Origin of the sequence: Thermococcus sp. (assembly GCF_015521605.1) — an archaeon.
Lineage (GTDB): Archaea > Methanobacteriota_B > Thermococci > Thermococcales > Thermococcaceae > Thermococcus.
Genome location: NZ_WANV01000018.1, coordinates 1 through 15,912 on the forward strand (window position 1 = coordinate 1; position 15,912 = coordinate 15,912).

Annotated in this window: 30 protein-coding genes; all 30 read right to left on the reverse strand. The window is 56.1% G+C overall.

Features of this window, described 5'->3' with window-relative positions:
• Positions 1 to 278: 278 nt before the first annotated feature.
• Complete coding sequence (locus F7C11_RS03370) at positions 279 to 1,283, reverse strand: RNA-guided pseudouridylation complex pseudouridine synthase subunit Cbf5 (RefSeq protein WP_297091057.1); 1,005 nt, start codon at positions 1,281 to 1,283, stop codon at positions 279 to 281.
• A gap of 60 nt (positions 1,284 to 1,343) precedes the next feature.
• Positions 1,344 to 2,054, reverse strand: coding sequence for an SDR family oxidoreductase (locus F7C11_RS03375; protein WP_297091059.1), 711 nt, complete (start codon positions 2,052 to 2,054; stop codon positions 1,344 to 1,346).
• Between the two features lie 74 nt (positions 2,055 to 2,128).
• A complete protein-coding gene (locus tag F7C11_RS03380; RefSeq protein WP_297090956.1) occupies positions 2,129 to 2,380 on the reverse strand; it encodes a 50S ribosomal protein L14e in 252 nt (83 codons plus the stop codon).
• A 13-nt stretch (positions 2,381 to 2,393) separates the two neighbouring features.
• Positions 2,394 to 2,975: a (d)CMP kinase gene (gene cmk / locus F7C11_RS03385; RefSeq protein ID WP_297090958.1), complete on the reverse strand. Its 582-nt coding sequence runs from the start codon at positions 2,973 to 2,975 to the stop codon at positions 2,394 to 2,396.
• Positions 2,976 to 2,984: 9 nt separating this feature from the next.
• Positions 2,985 to 3,254, reverse strand: a complete 270-nt coding sequence (locus F7C11_RS03390) for a 50S ribosomal protein L34e (protein WP_297091062.1) — start codon at positions 3,252 to 3,254, stop codon at positions 2,985 to 2,987.
• Between the two features lie 42 nt (positions 3,255 to 3,296).
• On the reverse strand, positions 3,297 to 3,824 hold the full coding sequence (locus F7C11_RS03395; RefSeq protein WP_297090960.1) for a DUF106 domain-containing protein: 528 nt from the start codon (positions 3,822 to 3,824) through the stop codon (positions 3,297 to 3,299).
• Positions 3,817 to 4,407 carry an adenylate kinase gene (locus F7C11_RS03400; protein WP_297090961.1) on the reverse strand — a complete coding sequence of 197 codons (591 nt, stop codon included), beginning with the start codon at positions 4,405 to 4,407 and terminating at the stop codon, positions 3,817 to 3,819. The genes F7C11_RS03395 and F7C11_RS03400 overlap by 8 nt, the downstream gene beginning before the upstream one ends.
• 75 nt (positions 4,408 to 4,482) lie before the next feature.
• Positions 4,483 to 5,928 (reverse strand): preprotein translocase subunit SecY, encoded by a 1,446-nt coding sequence (secY, locus tag F7C11_RS03405; RefSeq protein ID WP_297090963.1) that lies wholly within the window; start codon positions 5,926 to 5,928, stop codon positions 4,483 to 4,485.
• 33 nt (positions 5,929 to 5,961) lie between these two features.
• Positions 5,962 to 6,408: an uL15m family ribosomal protein gene (locus F7C11_RS03410; RefSeq protein ID WP_297090964.1), complete on the reverse strand. Its 447-nt coding sequence runs from the start codon at positions 6,406 to 6,408 to the stop codon at positions 5,962 to 5,964.
• Positions 6,409 to 6,419: 11 nt separating this feature from the next.
• Positions 6,420 to 6,887 carry a 50S ribosomal protein L30 gene (locus F7C11_RS03415; RefSeq protein WP_297090967.1) on the reverse strand — a complete coding sequence of 156 codons (468 nt, stop codon included), beginning with the start codon at positions 6,885 to 6,887 and terminating at the stop codon, positions 6,420 to 6,422.
• An 11-nt stretch (positions 6,888 to 6,898) separates the two neighbouring features.
• Positions 6,899 to 7,606: a 30S ribosomal protein S5 gene (gene rpsE, locus F7C11_RS03420; protein WP_297090969.1), complete on the reverse strand. Its 708-nt coding sequence runs from the start codon at positions 7,604 to 7,606 to the stop codon at positions 6,899 to 6,901.
• The gene (locus F7C11_RS03425) at positions 7,603 to 8,208 is read right to left on the reverse strand and encodes a 50S ribosomal protein L18 (protein ID WP_297090971.1); all 606 of its coding nucleotides are present in this window, start codon (positions 8,206 to 8,208) and stop codon (positions 7,603 to 7,605) included. Before F7C11_RS03425 ends, rpsE begins: the two co-directional genes overlap by 4 nt.
• Before the next feature lie 10 nt (positions 8,209 to 8,218).
• Complete coding sequence (locus F7C11_RS03430) at positions 8,219 to 8,665, reverse strand: 50S ribosomal protein L19e (RefSeq protein ID WP_297090973.1); 447 nt, start codon at positions 8,663 to 8,665, stop codon at positions 8,219 to 8,221.
• Between the two features lie 5 nt (positions 8,666 to 8,670).
• Positions 8,671 to 9,054: a 50S ribosomal protein L32e gene (locus F7C11_RS03435; RefSeq protein ID WP_297090974.1), complete on the reverse strand. Its 384-nt coding sequence runs from the start codon at positions 9,052 to 9,054 to the stop codon at positions 8,671 to 8,673.
• A gap of 10 nt (positions 9,055 to 9,064) precedes the next feature.
• Positions 9,065 to 9,619: a 50S ribosomal protein L6 gene (locus F7C11_RS03440; protein WP_297090976.1), complete on the reverse strand. Its 555-nt coding sequence runs from the start codon at positions 9,617 to 9,619 to the stop codon at positions 9,065 to 9,067.
• Positions 9,620 to 9,629: 10 nt separating this feature from the next.
• Positions 9,630 to 10,022, reverse strand: coding sequence for a 30S ribosomal protein S8 (locus F7C11_RS03445; protein ID WP_297090978.1), 393 nt, complete (start codon positions 10,020 to 10,022; stop codon positions 9,630 to 9,632).
• A gap of 11 nt (positions 10,023 to 10,033) precedes the next feature.
• Positions 10,034 to 10,204: a 30S ribosomal protein S14 gene (locus F7C11_RS03450; protein WP_014012546.1), complete on the reverse strand. Its 171-nt coding sequence runs from the start codon at positions 10,202 to 10,204 to the stop codon at positions 10,034 to 10,036.
• Between the two features lies 1 nt (position 10,205).
• On the reverse strand, positions 10,206 to 10,757 hold the full coding sequence (locus F7C11_RS03455; RefSeq protein ID WP_297090986.1) for a 50S ribosomal protein L5: 552 nt from the start codon (positions 10,755 to 10,757) through the stop codon (positions 10,206 to 10,208).
• Between the two features lie 11 nt (positions 10,758 to 10,768).
• On the reverse strand, positions 10,769 to 11,500 hold the full coding sequence (locus tag F7C11_RS03460) for a 30S ribosomal protein S4e (RefSeq protein ID WP_297090988.1): 732 nt from the start codon (positions 11,498 to 11,500) through the stop codon (positions 10,769 to 10,771).
• A complete protein-coding gene (gene rplX, locus F7C11_RS03465; RefSeq protein WP_297090990.1) occupies positions 11,500 to 11,865 on the reverse strand; it encodes a 50S ribosomal protein L24 in 366 nt (121 codons plus the stop codon). The genes F7C11_RS03460 and rplX overlap by 1 nt, the downstream gene beginning before the upstream one ends.
• A 10-nt stretch (positions 11,866 to 11,875) precedes the next feature.
• A complete protein-coding gene (locus tag F7C11_RS03470; protein WP_055429656.1) occupies positions 11,876 to 12,301 on the reverse strand; it encodes a 50S ribosomal protein L14 in 426 nt (141 codons plus the stop codon).
• Between the two features lie 5 nt (positions 12,302 to 12,306).
• Positions 12,307 to 12,642, reverse strand: a complete 336-nt coding sequence (locus tag F7C11_RS03475; RefSeq protein WP_297090993.1) for a 30S ribosomal protein S17 — start codon at positions 12,640 to 12,642, stop codon at positions 12,307 to 12,309.
• Positions 12,639 to 13,016: a ribonuclease P protein component 1 gene (locus F7C11_RS03480; RefSeq protein ID WP_297090994.1), complete on the reverse strand. Its 378-nt coding sequence runs from the start codon at positions 13,014 to 13,016 to the stop codon at positions 12,639 to 12,641. The genes F7C11_RS03475 and F7C11_RS03480 overlap by 4 nt, the downstream gene beginning before the upstream one ends.
• Positions 12,902 to 13,168: a stress response translation initiation inhibitor YciH gene (gene yciH, locus F7C11_RS03485; protein WP_206204009.1), complete on the reverse strand. Its 267-nt coding sequence runs from the start codon at positions 13,166 to 13,168 to the stop codon at positions 12,902 to 12,904. The genes F7C11_RS03480 and yciH overlap by 115 nt, the downstream gene beginning before the upstream one ends.
• Before the next feature lie 36 nt (positions 13,169 to 13,204).
• The gene (rpmC, locus tag F7C11_RS03490; protein ID WP_055429654.1) at positions 13,205 to 13,405 is read right to left on the reverse strand and encodes a 50S ribosomal protein L29; all 201 of its coding nucleotides are present in this window, start codon (positions 13,403 to 13,405) and stop codon (positions 13,205 to 13,207) included.
• Positions 13,392 to 14,021, reverse strand: coding sequence for a 30S ribosomal protein S3 (locus tag F7C11_RS03495; protein ID WP_297090996.1), 630 nt, complete (start codon positions 14,019 to 14,021; stop codon positions 13,392 to 13,394). The genes rpmC and F7C11_RS03495 overlap by 14 nt, the downstream gene beginning before the upstream one ends.
• Before the next feature lie 5 nt (positions 14,022 to 14,026).
• A complete protein-coding gene (rplV, locus tag F7C11_RS03500) occupies positions 14,027 to 14,497 on the reverse strand; it encodes a 50S ribosomal protein L22 (RefSeq protein ID WP_297090998.1) in 471 nt (156 codons plus the stop codon).
• A gap of 10 nt (positions 14,498 to 14,507) precedes the next feature.
• Complete coding sequence (locus tag F7C11_RS03505; RefSeq protein WP_297091066.1) at positions 14,508 to 14,909, reverse strand: 30S ribosomal protein S19; 402 nt, start codon at positions 14,907 to 14,909, stop codon at positions 14,508 to 14,510.
• Between the two features lie 5 nt (positions 14,910 to 14,914).
• Entirely contained in the window at positions 14,915 to 15,634 is a 720-nt protein-coding gene (locus F7C11_RS03510; RefSeq protein WP_297090999.1) for a 50S ribosomal protein L2, read from the reverse strand.
• Between the two features lie 13 nt (positions 15,635 to 15,647).
• Positions 15,648 to 15,908, reverse strand: a complete 261-nt coding sequence (locus F7C11_RS03515; protein ID WP_055429651.1) for a 50S ribosomal protein L23 — start codon at positions 15,906 to 15,908, stop codon at positions 15,648 to 15,650.
• Positions 15,909 to 15,912 lie beyond the last annotated feature (4 nt).

A 15,912-nucleotide genomic window follows, 5' to 3' on the forward strand; every position in this document is an offset into this window, starting at 1 on the left:
TATATAAACTTTTCTTTTTACTAGTTGGATTAACTAACGTTTTTTTTTCGTAGGATTTTCAATTTACAACCGTATTAACACGATGAGAACGGGCCAAAAGAAGGGAGAGTAAAAGAGTGAACAAAAGAACACAACTGATTATTTTATGCAATCAAAGCTCGGGGCGTGGGGGCACAGCCCCCCAATAGTTTAAGAGAGAAGGGGGTTGTGGGGCGAAGCCCCACTCCGGGGGTTTGAGAGTACAGAGAGATAAGGGGGCCGAGCCCCCTTGTCTTTCGTCACCAAAGTTTGGGGTACCAGTCCCTCGGCATGAAGACCTTGTCAACATCGACGGCTATGCCCTTGCTCTTCTGGAGCATCTCGCCGCTCGTCATGGTGGCCTTTCCGAGTGCAACCAGCTCGTCTTTAAGAGTCATCACGGCAACTAAATCACCCTTCTTGATGCCCTTGTGAACCTTGACTATGCCAGGAACGGCCAGATCGGCTCCGTAGGTGACCGCCGCAACGGCGGAGTCCCTTATCCATACCTTGGGAAGGTGCTCCACCGCTTTCTCCATCGGCTGGATGGCATTCCTGAAGTACTCCTCAATGCCGTCGTCCTTCCAGAAGTGGTAGTAATCGATGAGGTCGTGAAGGGTTACGAGGGTCTCGTCCTCCTTGAAGGGCCCGCTCCTCGTTCTCCTCAGCTCGGCCATGTGCGCTCCCACTCCGAGGGCAAGGCCGATGTGGTGGATAAGTGAACGTATGTAGGTCCCCGCCTCGACGCCAACACGGAAGAGCACATCTTTACCGTCTATCTCAAGAATCTCGATGTAGTAAACCTTTCTCGTCCTCAGCCTTCTCTTGACCGCGCTCCTCAGCGGCGGCCTCTGGATTATCTCGCCCTCGAACTCCCGCATAACCGCGCGGATTTTGTCCTCAGGAACGTCGCCGTGGAGGTGCATCAACGCAACGTACTCCTTTCCCGCAGGTAGGAGCGCCTGAACGACCCTCGTTGCCCTCTCAAGTGCCACGGGCAAAACGCCGCTGACCTTCGGATCTAGGGTCCCGCCGTGGCCGGCCTTGTTCAGGTTGAAGAGCCTCTTTATCCAGGCAACAACCTCGTGACTGGTTGGGCCAGGTGGTTTGTCAAGGTTTATTATCCCGAACTGCATGTGCATCTCCATTGGCCTCTTCTCGGGCGGGAAGCCCCACTTCGGGTTCGTCTCGGCCTTCTCGTCCTTAATCAGAACCTCTCGCTTTCTGTCTGCAGGTAAAATCCTCCTGACCTCGTCCCTCGCCATGAGCATCACCCGATGAGCGTTATCGCCCTAAGTTCGGAATAGCGCCTTATAAACCTGAGCTTAGTACTTGAACCGGTATGTAAATACCGGCCAGTTTGGGAGGTATTTGACGAACCTCAGATAGCCGGGCACGAAAACTTCCCTCTTACCCTTTTCAAGCCCCTTCAATACCGCCCTTGCAACCTGTTCCGGCTCTATCGAGCCCTTCGGAACCCTTCCGTTCCAGAAACCCGTCTTGACCTGCTTGGGATACACCCTCATAACATGGATTCCTCTGGCTCTTAGCTCCCTCTCAAGGTTTACCGCGAGGTAGTGGAGGGCACCCTTGGCGGCGCAGTAGGAGGGAATCTCCGGCACGTTGATAAAGGCAACGCCGCTGATTATGAACACCACGGTCGAACCCTTCGGGAGCACTGGGAGGAGCACATTCGTGAGCTCAACGGGCGCGAGGGTGTTTACCCGGAACAGGTTCTCCAGCTCCTCGCTTGAGTGCTCAAGAAGGGGCTTTCTCACCGCGAGGCCGGCGTTGTTTATGAGGAGGTCAACCCTTTCCACACCCAGCCTCTCAAGCCCCTCCAAAATCGTGCCTGGAAAGTCCCCTTTGCTCAGGTCGGCGATTATGTACTCAAAGGCAGGCAGTTTTTCCTGAAGTTCACGGAGCTTTTCTCCGTTTCTGGCCACCCCAACAACGCGGTAGCCCCTCCCGACGAGACCCTCAACAAGAAGCCTTCCGATGCCGCCAGTTGCACCTGTCACAAGCGCGGTTTTCATGAAACCCACCAGAAATAGTTGGAAACCAAACTTAAAAGCGTTGAGAAGTAAAGGGAGGCCAAAAGGCCTCTGCCTCACTCAAGGCTGATTCCAGCACTCTCAAGGGCGGCCTTGACGGCCTCGTCGTCGGCGCCGCGCTCGATGTTGACCCTCTCCGGAAGGGGCTCAAGGTGCTTAACGTTCATCCTCCTGCGCTTGACCTTGTTGAGGCCGGCGCCTGTAACGAGGACAAAGTTCCTGTCGATGACGTCAACGACGACGACCTTCTGGCCGGCCCTCCTTCCGGCGATTATAACTGCAAGCCTTCCAACTTCCATAGCTGGCATTCATCCCACCTCCTCATTTTTTGTTGCCCGGGTTTGCACCCGACCCCGCGTCACCGTCGGGGTAAAGGTGGTCGATGGCGGCCTTCACAATCGCGAAGACGCCATCGGGATCCCAGTGGGCAGTGTTAATAATCAAGTCGTAAATCGACTTGTCGTCGATGTCAATTCCATAGAGGTTTAAATACCTTTTCCTGTTGCCCTTCTCGCGCTCGGCGATTTCCACAAAGGCCTCCTCCACGGAGACACCCTCACGGCGGGCAACTCTCCTGGCACGCTCCATTATGGGGGCATCGAGCCATATCTTAAGGTCGGCATTCTTGACCATCCAGCCGGCTAGGCGCCCCTCGATAACGACGTTACACTCTTTGGCTGCCTCGACCTGCCTCCTGTCCACCTCCCTGTCTATTTCGGGGTGAAGCTCTGCGTACTCCTGGAACTCCTCAAGCGACATGCCCATCTCCTTGGCCATCTGCCTGAAGATGAGGCCGGCGTATATGTGCTTGAAGCCGTAGTGCCTGGCGAGGTTCCTGCACAGTGTCGTCGTCCCGGAACCGGCCAGGCCGCTGACGGTTATCACGAGGCAGCCCTTCGGCATGTTAGCACCTCAGACGAGGGCAGCCCTGACCTGGGCCTTCATGACCTTCCTCATGCAGCTCGGGCAGAGGTTCGGGTAGGGCCTCTCTGGCCTCTTTGCCGTCTTCGGGAGCTTCCTGAGTTCGCTCGGCCTTCCGCGGGGAATGCCGTTGAGCGGCCTACCGCACATGGCGCAGTGAGCTACTTTCGGCTTCCTTCTCTCGAAGTGTATGACGGTCCTTCCGCCCGGAGTCCTGACGTACTTCCTTCTCCATGACCTTGACCTGTACATCGGCTTCATTTCTCTCACCTCGCAACCCCTATTTTCAGAGTCTTTTTAAATTTAACCCATGTCAAGGAGCTTCCTGAGGATGTAACCGGTTATCATAGACGTCATGATGTACCAGCCGACGTAACCGAGCTCGTTAGCGGGCAGTCCGGAGTGATAGAGTCTGTGGAACCAGTCGAATATGAAGAAGTTGAACGGAGATTTCACTATGCCAACTTCGATATACCATCTCCTGAGCCATCCGAAGAAGATCCAGAATATCGGCAGGGTCAGCAGCGTGACTTTGAACATCGTGTCCTTCATGACCTCGCTCTGGAGCTTCATAAGCTCCATCTGCTCCTGCTGAAGCTTCTTGAGCTTTTTCTCATCCTTTGCGGCCTGGGCCTCCTTGTACTTCTTCTGGAACTCTTTGCTCTTCTTTTGAAGCCGCTTAACCTTTTCCTGGTCGACCAGGATGTAGTTCAGCAGGGTGAAGAGTCCACCCAGCATTATGCCCGCGACAGTGACCACCACTATCGGGTGGTAGGCCTGTATCATGGGTCCAAACAGATTGTCAAGGAATGTGTATATCCCCTCAATCATACTCTCCCACCGCCAGATTCAGTACTTCAACAAGCTCGTGAACGGCCTCATCAAGGCCCTTATCTTCATGGTTCTCGATTATCTTTATGAGCGCGTTAGAGTGCATGGCGTAGCTCACGGCAGCGGCACGGTTAAGATCCTGATGCCTCTGTATCTGCTCTTCAGTCTCAACGTCCCTATCGCGCTTCAGATCGCGGAGACGTCTTCCAAGTATCTCGCTCGGGGTGGCCTCGATTATGACTATGAAGTTGGGGTTTATTACCTCGATGACCTCCTTGGGGAAACCGAGAAGGTATCCTACAGGGGTTCTGATGGTTGCATGGGTATCGAGGAGTATGGGCTCCATCTTGGCCATTTCAACGATCCTTCTGGCGACTTTCATCTGGAGCTCCTTCTGAACGTTGGGGTTGAGCTTTCTCATCTCGTCCCTGTGGCTCACCAGTCCCGCCTTCACTGCCTCCTCGAACATCAGGTCGCCAAAGTTGACAAGCCTGAACTTGACCTTCGTTTTTCGAAGGGCCAGCCGGGTTATTGTGCTCTTACCCACCCCTGGAATCCCTGTTATCATGACCACAAACGGCATCACGCTCACCCAAGGAGGTTTCTGGAAGAAGTAATCGAACCGGGTTTAAAAGGTTTTGTGAAAGAAAAGAAAGACTCACTTGGTGAAGAACCTCCTCAAAGCCGGGAACATCTCGGTGGCCTGTTCTCTGGCTATCTCTTCATAGAACCTGTAGAGTATACCCACCGTAAGGAGGATTCCCGTTCCCGTACCAAGGGCTCCAAGGAAGTCCGCCAGCACTGCCACTATCGCCAGGGTGAACGAACCCCAGAAGGTGACGTAGGGGATGTACCTGTTGAGCACCCTCTCCAGTATCCTAGGATCGCGCCTGAATCCCGGAATCTGAAGGCCGGCGCTCTGAAGCTGTCTGGCGATGCTCTTGGCGTCAAGGCCTGTCAGCTCGACCCACAGGAATCCAAAGAGTATCGACCAGAAGATCGTCATCAGCGCGTAGACCAGGGCCCTTCCCGGATCTGCGATGACGTGGTAGATGTCCCGCGGTGGATAGAGGTACGTGACAAATCCTGTTAGTGGGTAGCCGGCCTCGTCGAAGGTTCCAAGGAATGTGTAGCCGAAGTTGTTGAGGAGTCTGGCCCAGAGCTGGATGTTGGAGTAGAGGGCAAAAGTCAGGATAATCGGGATGTTGCTGACGTACATGAACCTTATCGGGTACCTTCCGCGAACGGTAACACGGCCGTAGCTGAGCGGTATCTCAACGCGCATGCTCTCAAGATAAACAACCACGAGGAAGACGACTATGGTGGCCAGCAGATCCATCATATCCGGCAGCGTTCCCCTGTAAAGCGCGCCCGTGAGGTCGCCGTAGAACAGATGCTGTATGAACGCGGGGATGGCACCTATTATCGCAGGCCCTCCTGTGACGGGGTCGATGTAGTCAGGGGTCGTTGCAGGGTTTAGGGCCTTCGTAATGACGGTCTGTGAAACACCCGCGGCGATGAAGAGGCTGATACCGCTTCCGATACCCCACTTGCTCACGAGCTCATCGAGGAGGATGAGCATCACGGAGGCGAATCCAAGCTGGAGTATGATGAGTATCGCCAGGCCGAGTCCGATGTACGCCTCACCGGCGGGTGTCGTCACGGTCTGGAAGGCGCCGAGGCCGGTATCCACCCTACCGAAGGCACCGGCGAAGACGTATATGGCTGCTTCGAAGAAGCTCATGAAGACTGCAAACAGCTTCTGGGCGGCCTGATAAAACCGCCTATCCTCGTGATTGGAGAGATCAAGGTGAACTATCTCGGAACCAACGAGAAGCTGCATGATGATGCTCGCGGTGACTATCGGCCCGATACCGAGAGTCAGAAGAGAACCACTCCTTCCTGCGAGGACGAACCTGAGCGTGGCAAAGTAGTCCTGAATCTGTGCTGGAATCCCATAGAGCGGAATCTCAGCGAGGATGAAGTACAGCAGCAGAACGATTCCCGTCCACATGAACTTCTCCTTGAGTGGCACGTGCCTCTTGGGCCGCTCCACCTCGGGGAAGTACCTTTCAATCGCGAACACTACGTTTCTGAACCCCATGATTAACACCCGCCAAAAGTTAAATTAAAGGGGTCAGGCGAGGAGAACCTCGCCGCCAGCGGCCTTTATCTTCTCCTCGGCCTTCGGGGTGACGTAGTAGGCCTTGATGGTAAGGGGCTTGGTGAGCTTTCCGGTGCCGAGAACCTTGTCAACGCCGAGCTGGGTGACGTCAACGACTATCTTTCCCTCCTCCTCGTAGGCAACGCCCATATCAAGGAAGAGGGTGAGGTTCTCGTCTATGTCGCTGAGGTTTATGGTCTTTGGAGTGTACTGGACGGCTTTGGGCCTGTGGAAGCCCCTCTTGCCGAGGTGATCCGGGGCGTACTTGATTGTCCAGGTCCACTTGGTGTTCTTCCTCTTTCCGGTTCCTGCCATTCCCTTACCGCCCTTGCTACCGCCGCCGCGGTGCTTCTTCTTGCAGCCCCATCCGTGAGTGTGACTTCCGCGGAGCTTCCTAACCTTCTTCTTTCTCCTTATCATCTCTCGCCACCTCAGAGCATTCTCTCAATGAGGTCGTTTATCCTCTCGCCGCGGTAGCCGAGGGCACCGCCTTCCTTAAAGCTGCGCTTCTTGCTGCCCTTAAGGCCGCCCCTCGGCGGGTGAAGCCTGAAGACCGGCTTGATGTTCGGCAGGTCGGTGAGCTTCATCTCGCCGTCAACGACCTTCTTGGCGAACTCGTCTATGGTCATTCCGAGCTTCTCCTTGACGTACTCGTCTGTTATCGGCTTGTTCCCGATGAGCCTGCCCCTCTTCCTGATGAGCTTGGCGAGAGTCTCTGCGTCAATCTCACCCCAGGTGATGTAGTCCTTGACCTTCTGAACCATTCCCTTGTAGCTCGGGTTGTCGTCGACGAGGACGAGGTGGTTGATCCTGTGGAGGCGGAGCATGGCGAGGGTGTCCCTGACTTCGCCCCTCGCCCTTATCCCGCTCCTAAGCCTGATGAGTGCAAGCTTTGCCATCCTCTCTCACCTCACTCCAGCTCAAAGTTGGCCCTCATCTCCCTTCCGACAATGATGCCGTACTTCTCTTCCATTCCCGGCTGAATTGCAACGCGGTTGGTGTTGTAGAGCGCATTGAAGACTGCCTTGGCGAAGTTGACTGTCGTCCTGGTCTCACCCAGGCTCTGCGACCAGACGTCCTGGACTCCAGCGAGGCTGAGTATCTTCTTGCCGACGTCACCGATGACAAGGCCAAGACCACGCGGTCCGGGCATGAGCTTGACGCGGACACTTCCCTCCTTGCCCTCGACGGCGAACGGAATTGAGTGCGGTCTCCTACAGCGGCACTCCCAGCTTCCACAGCCGCGCTTGATCTCGATGATGTTCATCTTGGCGTAGTTGATGGCCTTCCTGATGGCTATTCCGACCTCCTTGCCGTGGCCGATTCCGAGGCCGACGTAGCCGTCCCTGTTGCCCACAGCGGCGAGAACCCTGAAGCGGATTCTCCTGCCGCTGTCGGTCATCCTGACGGTGAGGGCTATGTCGAGAACCTCCTGGTTCTCCCTGAGGTTGACCTCCGGAAGGAGGACGTCCACTATCTCCGGCTCCTTGATCTGGTACCCCTTGCGGAATATCTCGTGAATGTCAGTTATCTGGCCCTCTTTGACGAGCTGACCGAGCTTGGTCCTCGGCTCCCACTCCTCCAAAACCCTCTGGGCGATCTCCCTCGGGTCGCTCATTCTCTCGCCTCCTCAAACTTCTCGATTATCCTCGCCTTGACCTCCTCAAAGTGCTCGGGGAGCTTCTCCGGCTCAAGACCCTTGACGAGGTATCCCGAGAACTGCTTCCTGTAGCGCTCCTCGTCCTCCTCCTTGAGGGCCTTGGCGTAGTTGGCTATGTGCTCGCCGGTTATCCTGTAGTCCTCCGGGTAGATCTCCTCGCTGTGCGGGACGTTGAGCCCAGCGTCAACAGCTCCCTTGAGGACAGCAAAGATGCTTGAACCCCTGGTCGGCGGGTGCAGGCCTATGTCGAGGATGGCCTCCTCTATTCCAGCTTTCTTGGCCTTGTAGCCTATGAGGAGACCAAGCAGATAGGCACTTGGGGTGTTGCCGCCGTGTCCCTTCCAGCCAAAGTCCCTCATAAGCTCCCTGGTGTGGGCAGAGACCACTGTCCTGTCACCCTTCGGGTCGTAAAGGACTACCTGGGCCATGTGGTGGTTCAGGGTCTTCCTCACGACAAGCCTGGGCTTGCCAGACTTGAGGAGGGCGAGCCTCTTGTGATAGTTAGTCTTACCCTCTCTCCTTCTCCTGAACGGAACCCTATACCTCGGTCCGTGTGCCATCTCTCTCACCTCACTCCTTCAAGATACCGTGCTCCTGCATGAACATGTAGAGCTGCCTCTTGTTCTTGAACTGGCCGCCCTTAGCACGGATGTAGAGCCTCCTGTAGGCGTGCTCGTCGATCTTTCCTTCGGCCTTGAGCTTCCTGAGCTCCTTCCTGAGGGCGCGGATGGTCATCATCCAGCGCTCCTTCTTGCCCATCCTAGCGGTCTTCTTACCCTTCTTGCTTCCGGGGCCCCTGTGGCGTCCCTTCTTTCTGGCCTCCTGATAGGCCCTGGCGCGAGCCCTGCTCTGTCCCTTGACGGGCTTCTTCTTTATGACGCCATCGTTGATGAGCCTCTTGATGTCCTCTCTAGTGATGGCAGCCGCGACGTCGTCAATCCTCTCCGGGTCGATCCAGACCCTGTTCTCACCGCACTTCAACAAATCAGCGGCAATCCTTCTCTGCATCTTGAGCATGAGTCTCACCTCGCGTTAAGAACCTTAACACCGAGCTCCTTCGCCCTGGCAAGTATCGCCTCTCTCTTCCTGGCACCAACGGTCCTGGCTATCCTGGCGGCCTGCCTGGTCGGGTCGATGGCCTCAAGCTCCTTGACGTTGTGGACGAGGACTTCCTCATACCCGCTCGGGTGGAGTCCCCTAACGAGCCTCGGTGAGCTCCAGCCTATGCTCGGTGACCTGGCCTTACCCTTCTTCTTGAGCCTCATCTTGCTGTCGATTCCCTTCGGCCTGCGCCACTTCGGGTCGTTCTTGAACTTCGGATAGCGCCACCACTCCTGCCTGAGGAAGCGGGGCTTCTTCCTCTTGATCCTGGCCCTTATCCTAAGGAGTCTCGCCTTCTCGTTCATTTCTCACACCTCAGAACTTTATCGGCTTACCAGCCTTCTCAACGATGTAAATTCCATCCTGGAAGACACGCCTGTCCCACTTGGTTATCCTGGTGGCCTGCTCGATGTTTGCAGCGGTCTGGCCTACAGCTTCTTTGTCTATGCCCTCGACGATGACCTCCTGGCCCATGACCTTGACGGTGACTCCCGGAAGTATCTTGGCCCTCCTCGGGTTCTTCTCACCGAGGAAGTTCTCGATGACAACCTCGTCACCCTGAACCTTGACGGTCATCGGGAAGTGGCTGTAAACGACCTTGAGCTTGTAGGTGAAGCCCTCGGTGACGCCCTTGATCATGTTGGTTATGTGGGCCTTGAAGGTTCTGGCTATGGCTATGTCGCGCTTCCTCGGGAACTCCTTGAAGACGACGACCTTACCGTCTTCGGTGAAGATCTGGACGCCCGGATACCTGAGCTCCCTCTCGAGCTCGCCCTTCGGACCCTTGACCTTGACGACGTTGTTCTCAACGGTGACCTCGACTCCCTCCGGAATCTCAACCTCTTCCCTTACCCACGCGTCTATCGGCATCTCTCTCACCTCAGTAGACGTAGGCTATCAGCCTTCCGCCGATTCCCTTCTCGATGGCCTCTTTGTGCGTCATGACGCCCTGGGAGGTCGAGACTATGAGGATACCGAACTCGAAGGCCGGAAGGAACCTCTTCTCCCATGTCTCGTACTCCCTGGCCTTGACCGGGAACCTCGGCTTTATCGCCCCAGCCTTGTTGATCTTTCCTATGAGCTGCACCCTGTAGATGCCTGCCCTTCCGTCGTCTATGAACTCAAACTCACCGATGTAGCCGTTCTCCTGCATAACCCTGAGGACCTCTCCTATGAGCTTGGAGGCCGGCTTGAGGTAAACCTCCTTCTTTCCGACCCTCTCGCTGTTGGTTATGTGGGAGAGAGCGTTCGCCAGCGGGTCAAGCAAAGTCATCTCCTCTCACCTCACTCGTACTTCTTAAAGCCCAGCTTGGGGGCTATCTCTCTAAAGCAGTGCCTGCAGAGCATAAGGCCGTGTATCCTGATTATCGGGCCGTACTGGCCGCAGCGCATGCACCTTCTCGCACCCTTCCCAAACTTCCTGGGCTTCCTCTTGTTGTAGTCAGCCTTCGCCATCTCACAATCCCTCCACGGTAACCTTAAACTCCTCCATAGCGAAGACGATACCTTCCTCCTTGGTCAGCTTGTGCCTGTTCGGTATCTTCTTCCTCTGCCTCTTCCTCTTGGCGACCCTGAAGCCAGGCCTCTCAAGGGTGACGCAGACATCCATACCGAAGATGCCTATCTCCGGGTCGTACTCGACGCCGGGTATGTTGATGTGCTCGTCTATTCCAAAGCAGAAGTTGCCGTGCTCGTCGAAGTTGCTCGCCTTGAGCTTGTTGTCAACCGCAGCGAGGAGTCTCTTGAGCATTTCCTCGGCCTTCTTGCCGCGGAGGGTGACCTTGACCGCTATCGGCTCTCCGCGCCTGATTCCGAAGTCCTTGTTGGTCTGCCTGGCCCTTCTCCTTATGGGCTTCTGGCCAACAAGCTGCTCCAGCATTTTTTCGGCCTTGGTGAGCCTCTCACCGCTCTCGCCAACCCCAATGTTTATGGTGACCTTCGCAATCCTGGGCCTCCTCATAGGGTGAGCTTCCCAGTCTGCAAGGATAGCCTCTCTGTTGATCTGCATCTCATCTCACCTCACGGAAGGGAAATCTCCGGCTTGTCCTTACCAACGACGAAGGCGTACTCCTTCAGCGTGTCGAAGAGCTCGCCGTTCTCGTCCTCGATGGTGACGACGTCCGGCCAGCCCATCGGGAACTGCCTGACCTCAACGACCTTACCCTTCCTTGCGACGTTCTTACCCTGGGTAACGAAGACGTAAGCTCCTACCTCGAACGGGATGACCTCAATGACCTCCCTCTCCGTAACCTTCATGAGGACGGTGTAGGCTGTCCTGTACTTGTCCTTGTCGTCCATTGTAACGAGGTGGTTGCTTCCGTCGTGGAGGTTGAGCTGTACCTTCGCACCCTTGACCATTCTCTTGTTGCTTATCCTGAGCGGCTTGATGCCCGCTTCCTTCTCACTTATCGGGTGGAGTATGAGCTTGCCAATCCTGTTCGGAAGAACCCTGTAGTGCTCGCCGGTCTCGGGGATGGAAACGACGTCCATGATTCCGACCGGGAACTTGTAGTCCCTCCTCACGCGGCCGTCAACGAGTATCTTGCCCTCGTTGAGTATCTTCCTGGCCTCGCGGGCAGTCTTGGCGTAGCCGAGGTAGTCCCTGACTATGTAGAGGAGCGGTATGGAAGTCCTCATGTTGTGCGGACCCGGCCTCGGCCTGACCGCCCACTTGTAGGTCTTTCTTGAGATGTACCACTGATTCGGAGCGGCAAGCCTCTTAAGGTGCCTCTTGGCTCCTTTCCTCGCCATCAACCAGCCCTCCTATTAATTATCTTCTCCCTCTTCTCGTCCTCAAGGTTGAGGTCTATTATCATAACGTTCGACGGGTGGATCGGGTAGAAGACCTCGGTTCCGTCGACCTTCTTCTGAGTGACTCCCTCGATGTGTATCCTGTACCTCTTGAGGTCAACCTCAAGGACCTTGCCTTCCTTGCCCTTGAAGTCGCCGCGCATAACGCGAACCTTGTCACCCTCCCTGATCGGAAGGCTCCTCACGCCGTACTTGCTCCTGAGCTCCGGGCTCAGGGTAGCGGCCATTATCTTGCTCCTAAGGTGAAGGGGAGCGTTGTAGAGGAACTTCCTCTGCTTCTTGGGCTGTCTCGTCTTCAACTTCATCATTCTCACCTCACAACACTATGCTCGCTATGCTCCCGAGCCTGACCCAGCGCTCGGCGGCTTCCCTTGCTATGGCACCCCTGATCTCGGTTCCCCTCGGGACACCCTCGGGGGTGACTATCGCTGCCGCGTTGTCCTCGAACTTGACGCGCATACCATCAAGGCGCCTGTACTCCTTCCTCTGCCTGACGACAACGGCCCTGACCACCTGGTGCCTAATGTCCGGCCTTCCCTTCTTGACGGCGGCGATGACCATGTCGCCCACACCGGCTGAGGCGAGCCTCCTTCTGGTGCCCTTGTAGCCAACGACGCCTATGATCTGGATGACCTTGGCACCGCTGTTGTCGGCGACCTTGAGGTAAGCGCCTATCGGAAGAGCGCGAGTTGGCCTGACCGGGCTAATACCTCTCGTAGCACCTGCACCCTTCTTCGCCATCTATATCACCTCTCGCCAGCCCTCTTGGTGACTGCAACAACAACCCAGCTCTTGGTTTTGCTTATCGGCCTGGTCTCAGCGATGAGAACCCTGTCACCGACCTTGGCGTCTATGCACTCCGGGTTGTGAGCGTGAACCTTGCTCCTCCTGAGCTCATACCTCTCGTACTTCTTGAGGTAGTGGTAGTGCTGCCTCTCGACGACGACGGTCTTCTTGCCCTTGTCGCTGACGACGACGCCCTCGAAGTACCTGCCGTGTATCTTGAGGTGCCCGTGCCAGGGGCAGTGCGGATCGTCGCACTTCTCAGCGGGAGGCTGAACCTTCAATCCGATCTCTCTCATTTTCGCCACCTCTTCTTCAATCTCATCTCGGGTCTTCCAATCAGCTCTTTTCCGTTGATCCGGATCCTTTTATCGCCAACTTCAAACTCGAGCTCCACCACGTCCTTCGGGATAACCCAGACCCTCTCACCGCCGATGGTGAGGGTGTTCCTCGTCTCGTCAAGGACGTAGCCCTCGATGCCAACCAGCTCTGGATGAGATGCCCTTATAATTTTTGCTTTCAGCCCTATGAGCTCGCTCCAGATGATGTTCTTTGCCGTCACTCGATTTCTATCAAGTCCTCTGAAAATCCAAGGTCTCCCAGCAACTTCTTGACCCTTTCTCTGTGGTCTCCCTGGAGCTCTATCCTTCCCTTCTTTACCGTTCCGCCGCATGCCAGCTTCGCCTTCAGCTTTTTAGCTATATCTTCGAGGTCGAACTCCTTCTCGTCTATGCCCTCGATTATGGTTTTAAGCTTTCCGTAGCGGGCTTTCTCTATGTAGACTCTAATTCTCTGCTGCTCCTTCAGGACCTCCTTAAAGAGCATCTCATCCAGAGGGTTAACAATCCTAGGCACTAACCATCACCTTTTCTCCCTAAGCTTCTCCTTCTTTATGGTCAACAGGCGCGCGATATCGCGCCTGAGGTTCCGGATGACCATGGGGTTCTCAAGAGAGGCCCCCATGGTGAGCACACCCCTCTCCTTGGCGAGTTCAAGGCGGAGCTCCCTGATCTTCTTGTCGATCTCCTCGATGCTCATCTCCCTAATCTCACTCGGCTTCATTGGTGCTCACCTCTTCCTGAACCTTCTCTATAACCTCTATCTCGTCCGGGAGCTTGGCATCGGGCGGCATGATGGAGACCTTGACACCGATGACACCGAGCTTGAGCTTGGCCTGGGCGTAGCCCTTGCTGACGAGGGTCTCGGCCGGGTTTCCAACCTTGGCGAGGTAGCCCTGGTAGAACCTGACGCTCTTGGCCCTCTCACCGGTGAGCTTTCCGCTCAGGCGGATCTCAACACCCCTGGCGCCGTTCCTCATGATGGCCCTTATGGCTGAATAAGCTGCCCTCCTGAAGTGGATGCCCCTCTCAAGGGCCTGGGCGAGCCTGACGGCCTGAACCTTGGCGTTGAGGTAGGGGTTCTTGATCTCCTCAACTTCGATCTGGGGGTTCTCAAGGTTGAACTGCCTCTCAAGGGTCCTGGTGAGCTCCCTAATGCGCCTGCCACCCCTGCCTATAACGTAGCCGGGGTTGGCGGCGAAGATGATGACCTTGGTTCCGAGGGGGGTCTTCTTGATGTCTATTCCGCCGTAGCCGGCGCGCCTAAGCTCCTTCTCAAGGTACTCGTCGATGAGCATCTCCTTAACGCCTTCCTTGATGAAGTATCTCTCGATCGCCAAAAGTCTCACCTCCTAACTTCCTCAACGACTATCTCGATGTGGGTGGTCTGCTCGTTGAACGGCGTGGCCCTTCCAAAGGCCCTCGGAATGTATCCGCGGAGCACTGGACCGCGCTGGGCAGCCGCGTGGATTATCTTGAGCCTGTCCGGGTCGAGACCCTTCTGCTCGGCGTTGTTCTTGGCGTTGAGGAGCACCTTCTTGACGGCCTTGGCGACCTTAACCGGGTACCTACCGGGACCGAAGCCCTTCCCCGGCTTGTGTCCCTGGCTGTCGTTGAAGCGCCTCATTGGAACGGGCCTCTTCAGGGCGATAACGTCGTCGAGGTACTTGAGGGCATCGTTGAGCATCATGCCCCTTATCTCCCTGAGGAGCTCGACGCTGTGCTTGGGGGATATCCTGAGGTCCCTTCCGCTGGCGCGAGCCATCCTGTCCGGGTCAAAATTTTGGAATGAGTAGGAAAACCTGCCCCTGCTCATCTATACCACCTCACTTGATGGCCACGAACATTGACGACCTGGTCGCACCGACACCAGGTGAGCCGTGCTGGACTATCTTCCTCGTGAGGGCGAACTCGCCGAGGTAGTGGCCTATCATTTCCTCCTTGATCTCTATTGGAACGAACTCCTTTCCGTTGTAGACGTGGATGGTCATGCCGACCATCTCGGGAAGGATGACCATGTCCCTGCTGTGGGTTCTGATCGGCTTCTTGTACTTGCCCTTCTTGGCAAGCCTTATCTTCCTGAGGAGCTTCTTCTGCTCCGGTGAAAGGCCCCTCCTGAGGCTCCTCCTCTGCCTGGCCGGGAGGAGCTTGGCAAAGTCCTCCAGTGACATGTTGAGCAGTTCCTCGAAGGTGTAACCCCTGTACTTAAACTCCTTCTTTCTCGCCATCTTCATCACTTCCTCCTACCCGTTCTTCTCGCGGCTATGTGACCGACCTTCCTTCCGGGCGGAGCGCGCCTCGAAACGGTTGAAGGTCTGCCGATGTGGTGCTCCTTACCACCGTGCGGGTGGTTGACGGCGTTCATCTTGACACCCCTCGGCTTCGGCCAGAACCTGTTCCTTGCCTTGGCGATGTAGTAGGCCTTACCGGCCTTAACGATGGGCTTCTCAAGCCTTCCACCGCCGGCGACAACGCCTATGGTGGCCCTGCACATCGGGTTGAACTGCTTGAGCTCACCGCTCGGGAGCTGGACTATGACCTTGTCCTTCTCCCTGCTGACGACGAGCGCGTAGGCACCGCCAGCGCGAACGTACTTGCCGCCGTCGCCCGGAACTCCCTCGATGTCATAGACGTAGCTTCCCTCGGGTATCATGGCAAGCGGAAGGGTGTTGCCTATCTTGATCGGAGCGTTCGGCCCGATGGCTATCTCCTCGCCAACGAGTATTCCCTCAGGAGCTATTATGAGCTTCTCCATGCCGTTCTCGAACTTGACGCGAGCAACTGGAGCGGTCCTTCCCGGGTCGTGGAGTATCTCGACGACCTTGCCGACGAGGGTCTTCTCCTTGGTAAGGTTGAGCGGAACGTACCTGACGGCGCCCCTGTACCTGTGGGAGGGGGCCCTAAAGGTCGTGGTTCCCTTACCTCTCCTCTGCTGAATCAAACTCTTTCCCATCTCACTCACCCCGTCAGAACAATCCTATCCTGGCAGCAACCTCACTTGCGCTGTACTCAGGCTTGAGCTTCACGTAGGCCTTCTTCTCTCCTCTCATGGTTATGAGGGTGTTGACCTTCTCGACCTTGACCTCGAACATCGCTTCCACGGCCCTCTTGATGTCGGCCTTGGTTGCCCTTCTGTCCACTATGAAGGTGAGCTTGTTCTCGTTCTCTATCATCGCCACGGCCTTCTCCGTGACGACCGGCTTTATGATGACCTTGTACGGATCCATCTCT

Coding starts and splice junctions, on each gene's coding strand:
- F7C11_RS03505 (WP_297091066.1), bottom strand. CDS start 14,909: ATGGCGAGAAAGAAGGAGTTTAAGTACAGGGGTTACACCTTCGAGGAA.
- F7C11_RS03430 (WP_297090973.1), bottom strand. CDS start 8,665: ATGCTCAAGATGCAGAGAAGGATTGCCGCTGATTTGTTGAAGTGCGGT.
- F7C11_RS03395 (WP_297090960.1), bottom strand. CDS start 3,824: ATGATTGAGGGGATATACACATTCCTTGACAATCTGTTTGGACCCATG.
- F7C11_RS03460 (WP_297090988.1), bottom strand. CDS start 11,500: ATGGCGAGGAAAGGAGCCAAGAGGCACCTTAAGAGGCTTGCCGCTCCG.
- F7C11_RS03390 (WP_297091062.1), bottom strand. CDS start 3,254: ATGAAGCCGATGTACAGGTCAAGGTCATGGAGAAGGAAGTACGTCAGG.
- F7C11_RS03380 (WP_297090956.1), bottom strand. CDS start 2,380: ATGCCAGCTATGGAAGTTGGAAGGCTTGCAGTTATAATCGCCGGAAGG.
- F7C11_RS03410 (WP_297090964.1), bottom strand. CDS start 6,408: ATGATAAGGAGAAAGAAGAAGGTTAGGAAGCTCCGCGGAAGTCACACT.
- F7C11_RS03425 (WP_297090971.1), bottom strand. CDS start 8,208: ATGGCACACGGACCGAGGTATAGGGTTCCGTTCAGGAGAAGGAGAGAG.
- rpsE (WP_297090969.1), bottom strand. CDS start 7,606: ATGAGCGACCCGAGGGAGATCGCCCAGAGGGTTTTGGAGGAGTGGGAG.
- F7C11_RS03370 (WP_297091057.1), bottom strand. CDS start 1,283: ATGGCGAGGGACGAGGTCAGGAGGATTTTACCTGCAGACAGAAAGCGA.
- F7C11_RS03480 (WP_297090994.1), bottom strand. CDS start 13,016: ATGCGGCGGAACGGTAAAGAAGGGAAGGATAGAGCTCCAGGGAGACCA.
- rpmC (WP_055429654.1), bottom strand. CDS start 13,405: ATGAAGCCGAGTGAGATTAGGGAGATGAGCATCGAGGAGATCGACAAG.
- F7C11_RS03435 (WP_297090974.1), bottom strand. CDS start 9,054: ATGAACGAGAAGGCGAGACTCCTTAGGATAAGGGCCAGGATCAAGAGG.
- F7C11_RS03510 (WP_297090999.1), bottom strand. CDS start 15,634: ATGGGAAAGAGTTTGATTCAGCAGAGGAGAGGTAAGGGAACCACGACC.
- cmk (WP_297090958.1), bottom strand. CDS start 2,975: ATGCCGAAGGGCTGCCTCGTGATAACCGTCAGCGGCCTGGCCGGTTCC.
- F7C11_RS03400 (WP_297090961.1), bottom strand. CDS start 4,407: ATGCCGTTTGTGGTCATGATAACAGGGATTCCAGGGGTGGGTAAGAGC.
- F7C11_RS03440 (WP_297090976.1), bottom strand. CDS start 9,619: ATGCCGATAGACGCGTGGGTAAGGGAAGAGGTTGAGATTCCGGAGGGA.
- secY (WP_297090963.1), bottom strand. CDS start 5,928: ATGGGGTTCAGAAACGTAGTGTTCGCGATTGAAAGGTACTTCCCCGAG.
- rplV (WP_297090998.1), bottom strand. CDS start 14,497: ATGAGCAGGGGCAGGTTTTCCTACTCATTCCAAAATTTTGACCCGGAC.
- F7C11_RS03455 (WP_297090986.1), bottom strand. CDS start 10,757: ATGCAGATCAACAGAGAGGCTATCCTTGCAGACTGGGAAGCTCACCCT.
- F7C11_RS03445 (WP_297090978.1), bottom strand. CDS start 10,022: ATGACTTTGCTTGACCCGCTGGCGAACGCTCTCTCCCACATAACCAAC.
- F7C11_RS03470 (WP_055429656.1), bottom strand. CDS start 12,301: ATGGCGAAGAAGGGTGCAGGTGCTACGAGAGGTATTAGCCCGGTCAGG.
- F7C11_RS03475 (WP_297090993.1), bottom strand. CDS start 12,642: ATGAGAGAGATCGGATTGAAGGTTCAGCCTCCCGCTGAGAAGTGCGAC.
- F7C11_RS03515 (WP_055429651.1), bottom strand. CDS start 15,908: ATGGATCCGTACAAGGTCATCATAAAGCCGGTCGTCACGGAGAAGGCC.
- F7C11_RS03415 (WP_297090967.1), bottom strand. CDS start 6,887: ATGGCAAAGCTTGCACTCATCAGGCTTAGGAGCGGGATAAGGGCGAGG.
- F7C11_RS03450 (WP_014012546.1), bottom strand. CDS start 10,204: ATGGCGAAGGCTGACTACAACAAGAGGAAGCCCAGGAAGTTTGGGAAG.
- yciH (WP_206204009.1), bottom strand. CDS start 13,168: ATGCTCTTTAAGGAGGTCCTGAAGGAGCAGCAGAGAATTAGAGTCTAC.
- rplX (WP_297090990.1), bottom strand. CDS start 11,865: ATGAAGTTGAAGACGAGACAGCCCAAGAAGCAGAGGAAGTTCCTCTAC.
- F7C11_RS03375 (WP_297091059.1), bottom strand. CDS start 2,054: ATGAAAACCGCGCTTGTGACAGGTGCAACTGGCGGCATCGGAAGGCTT.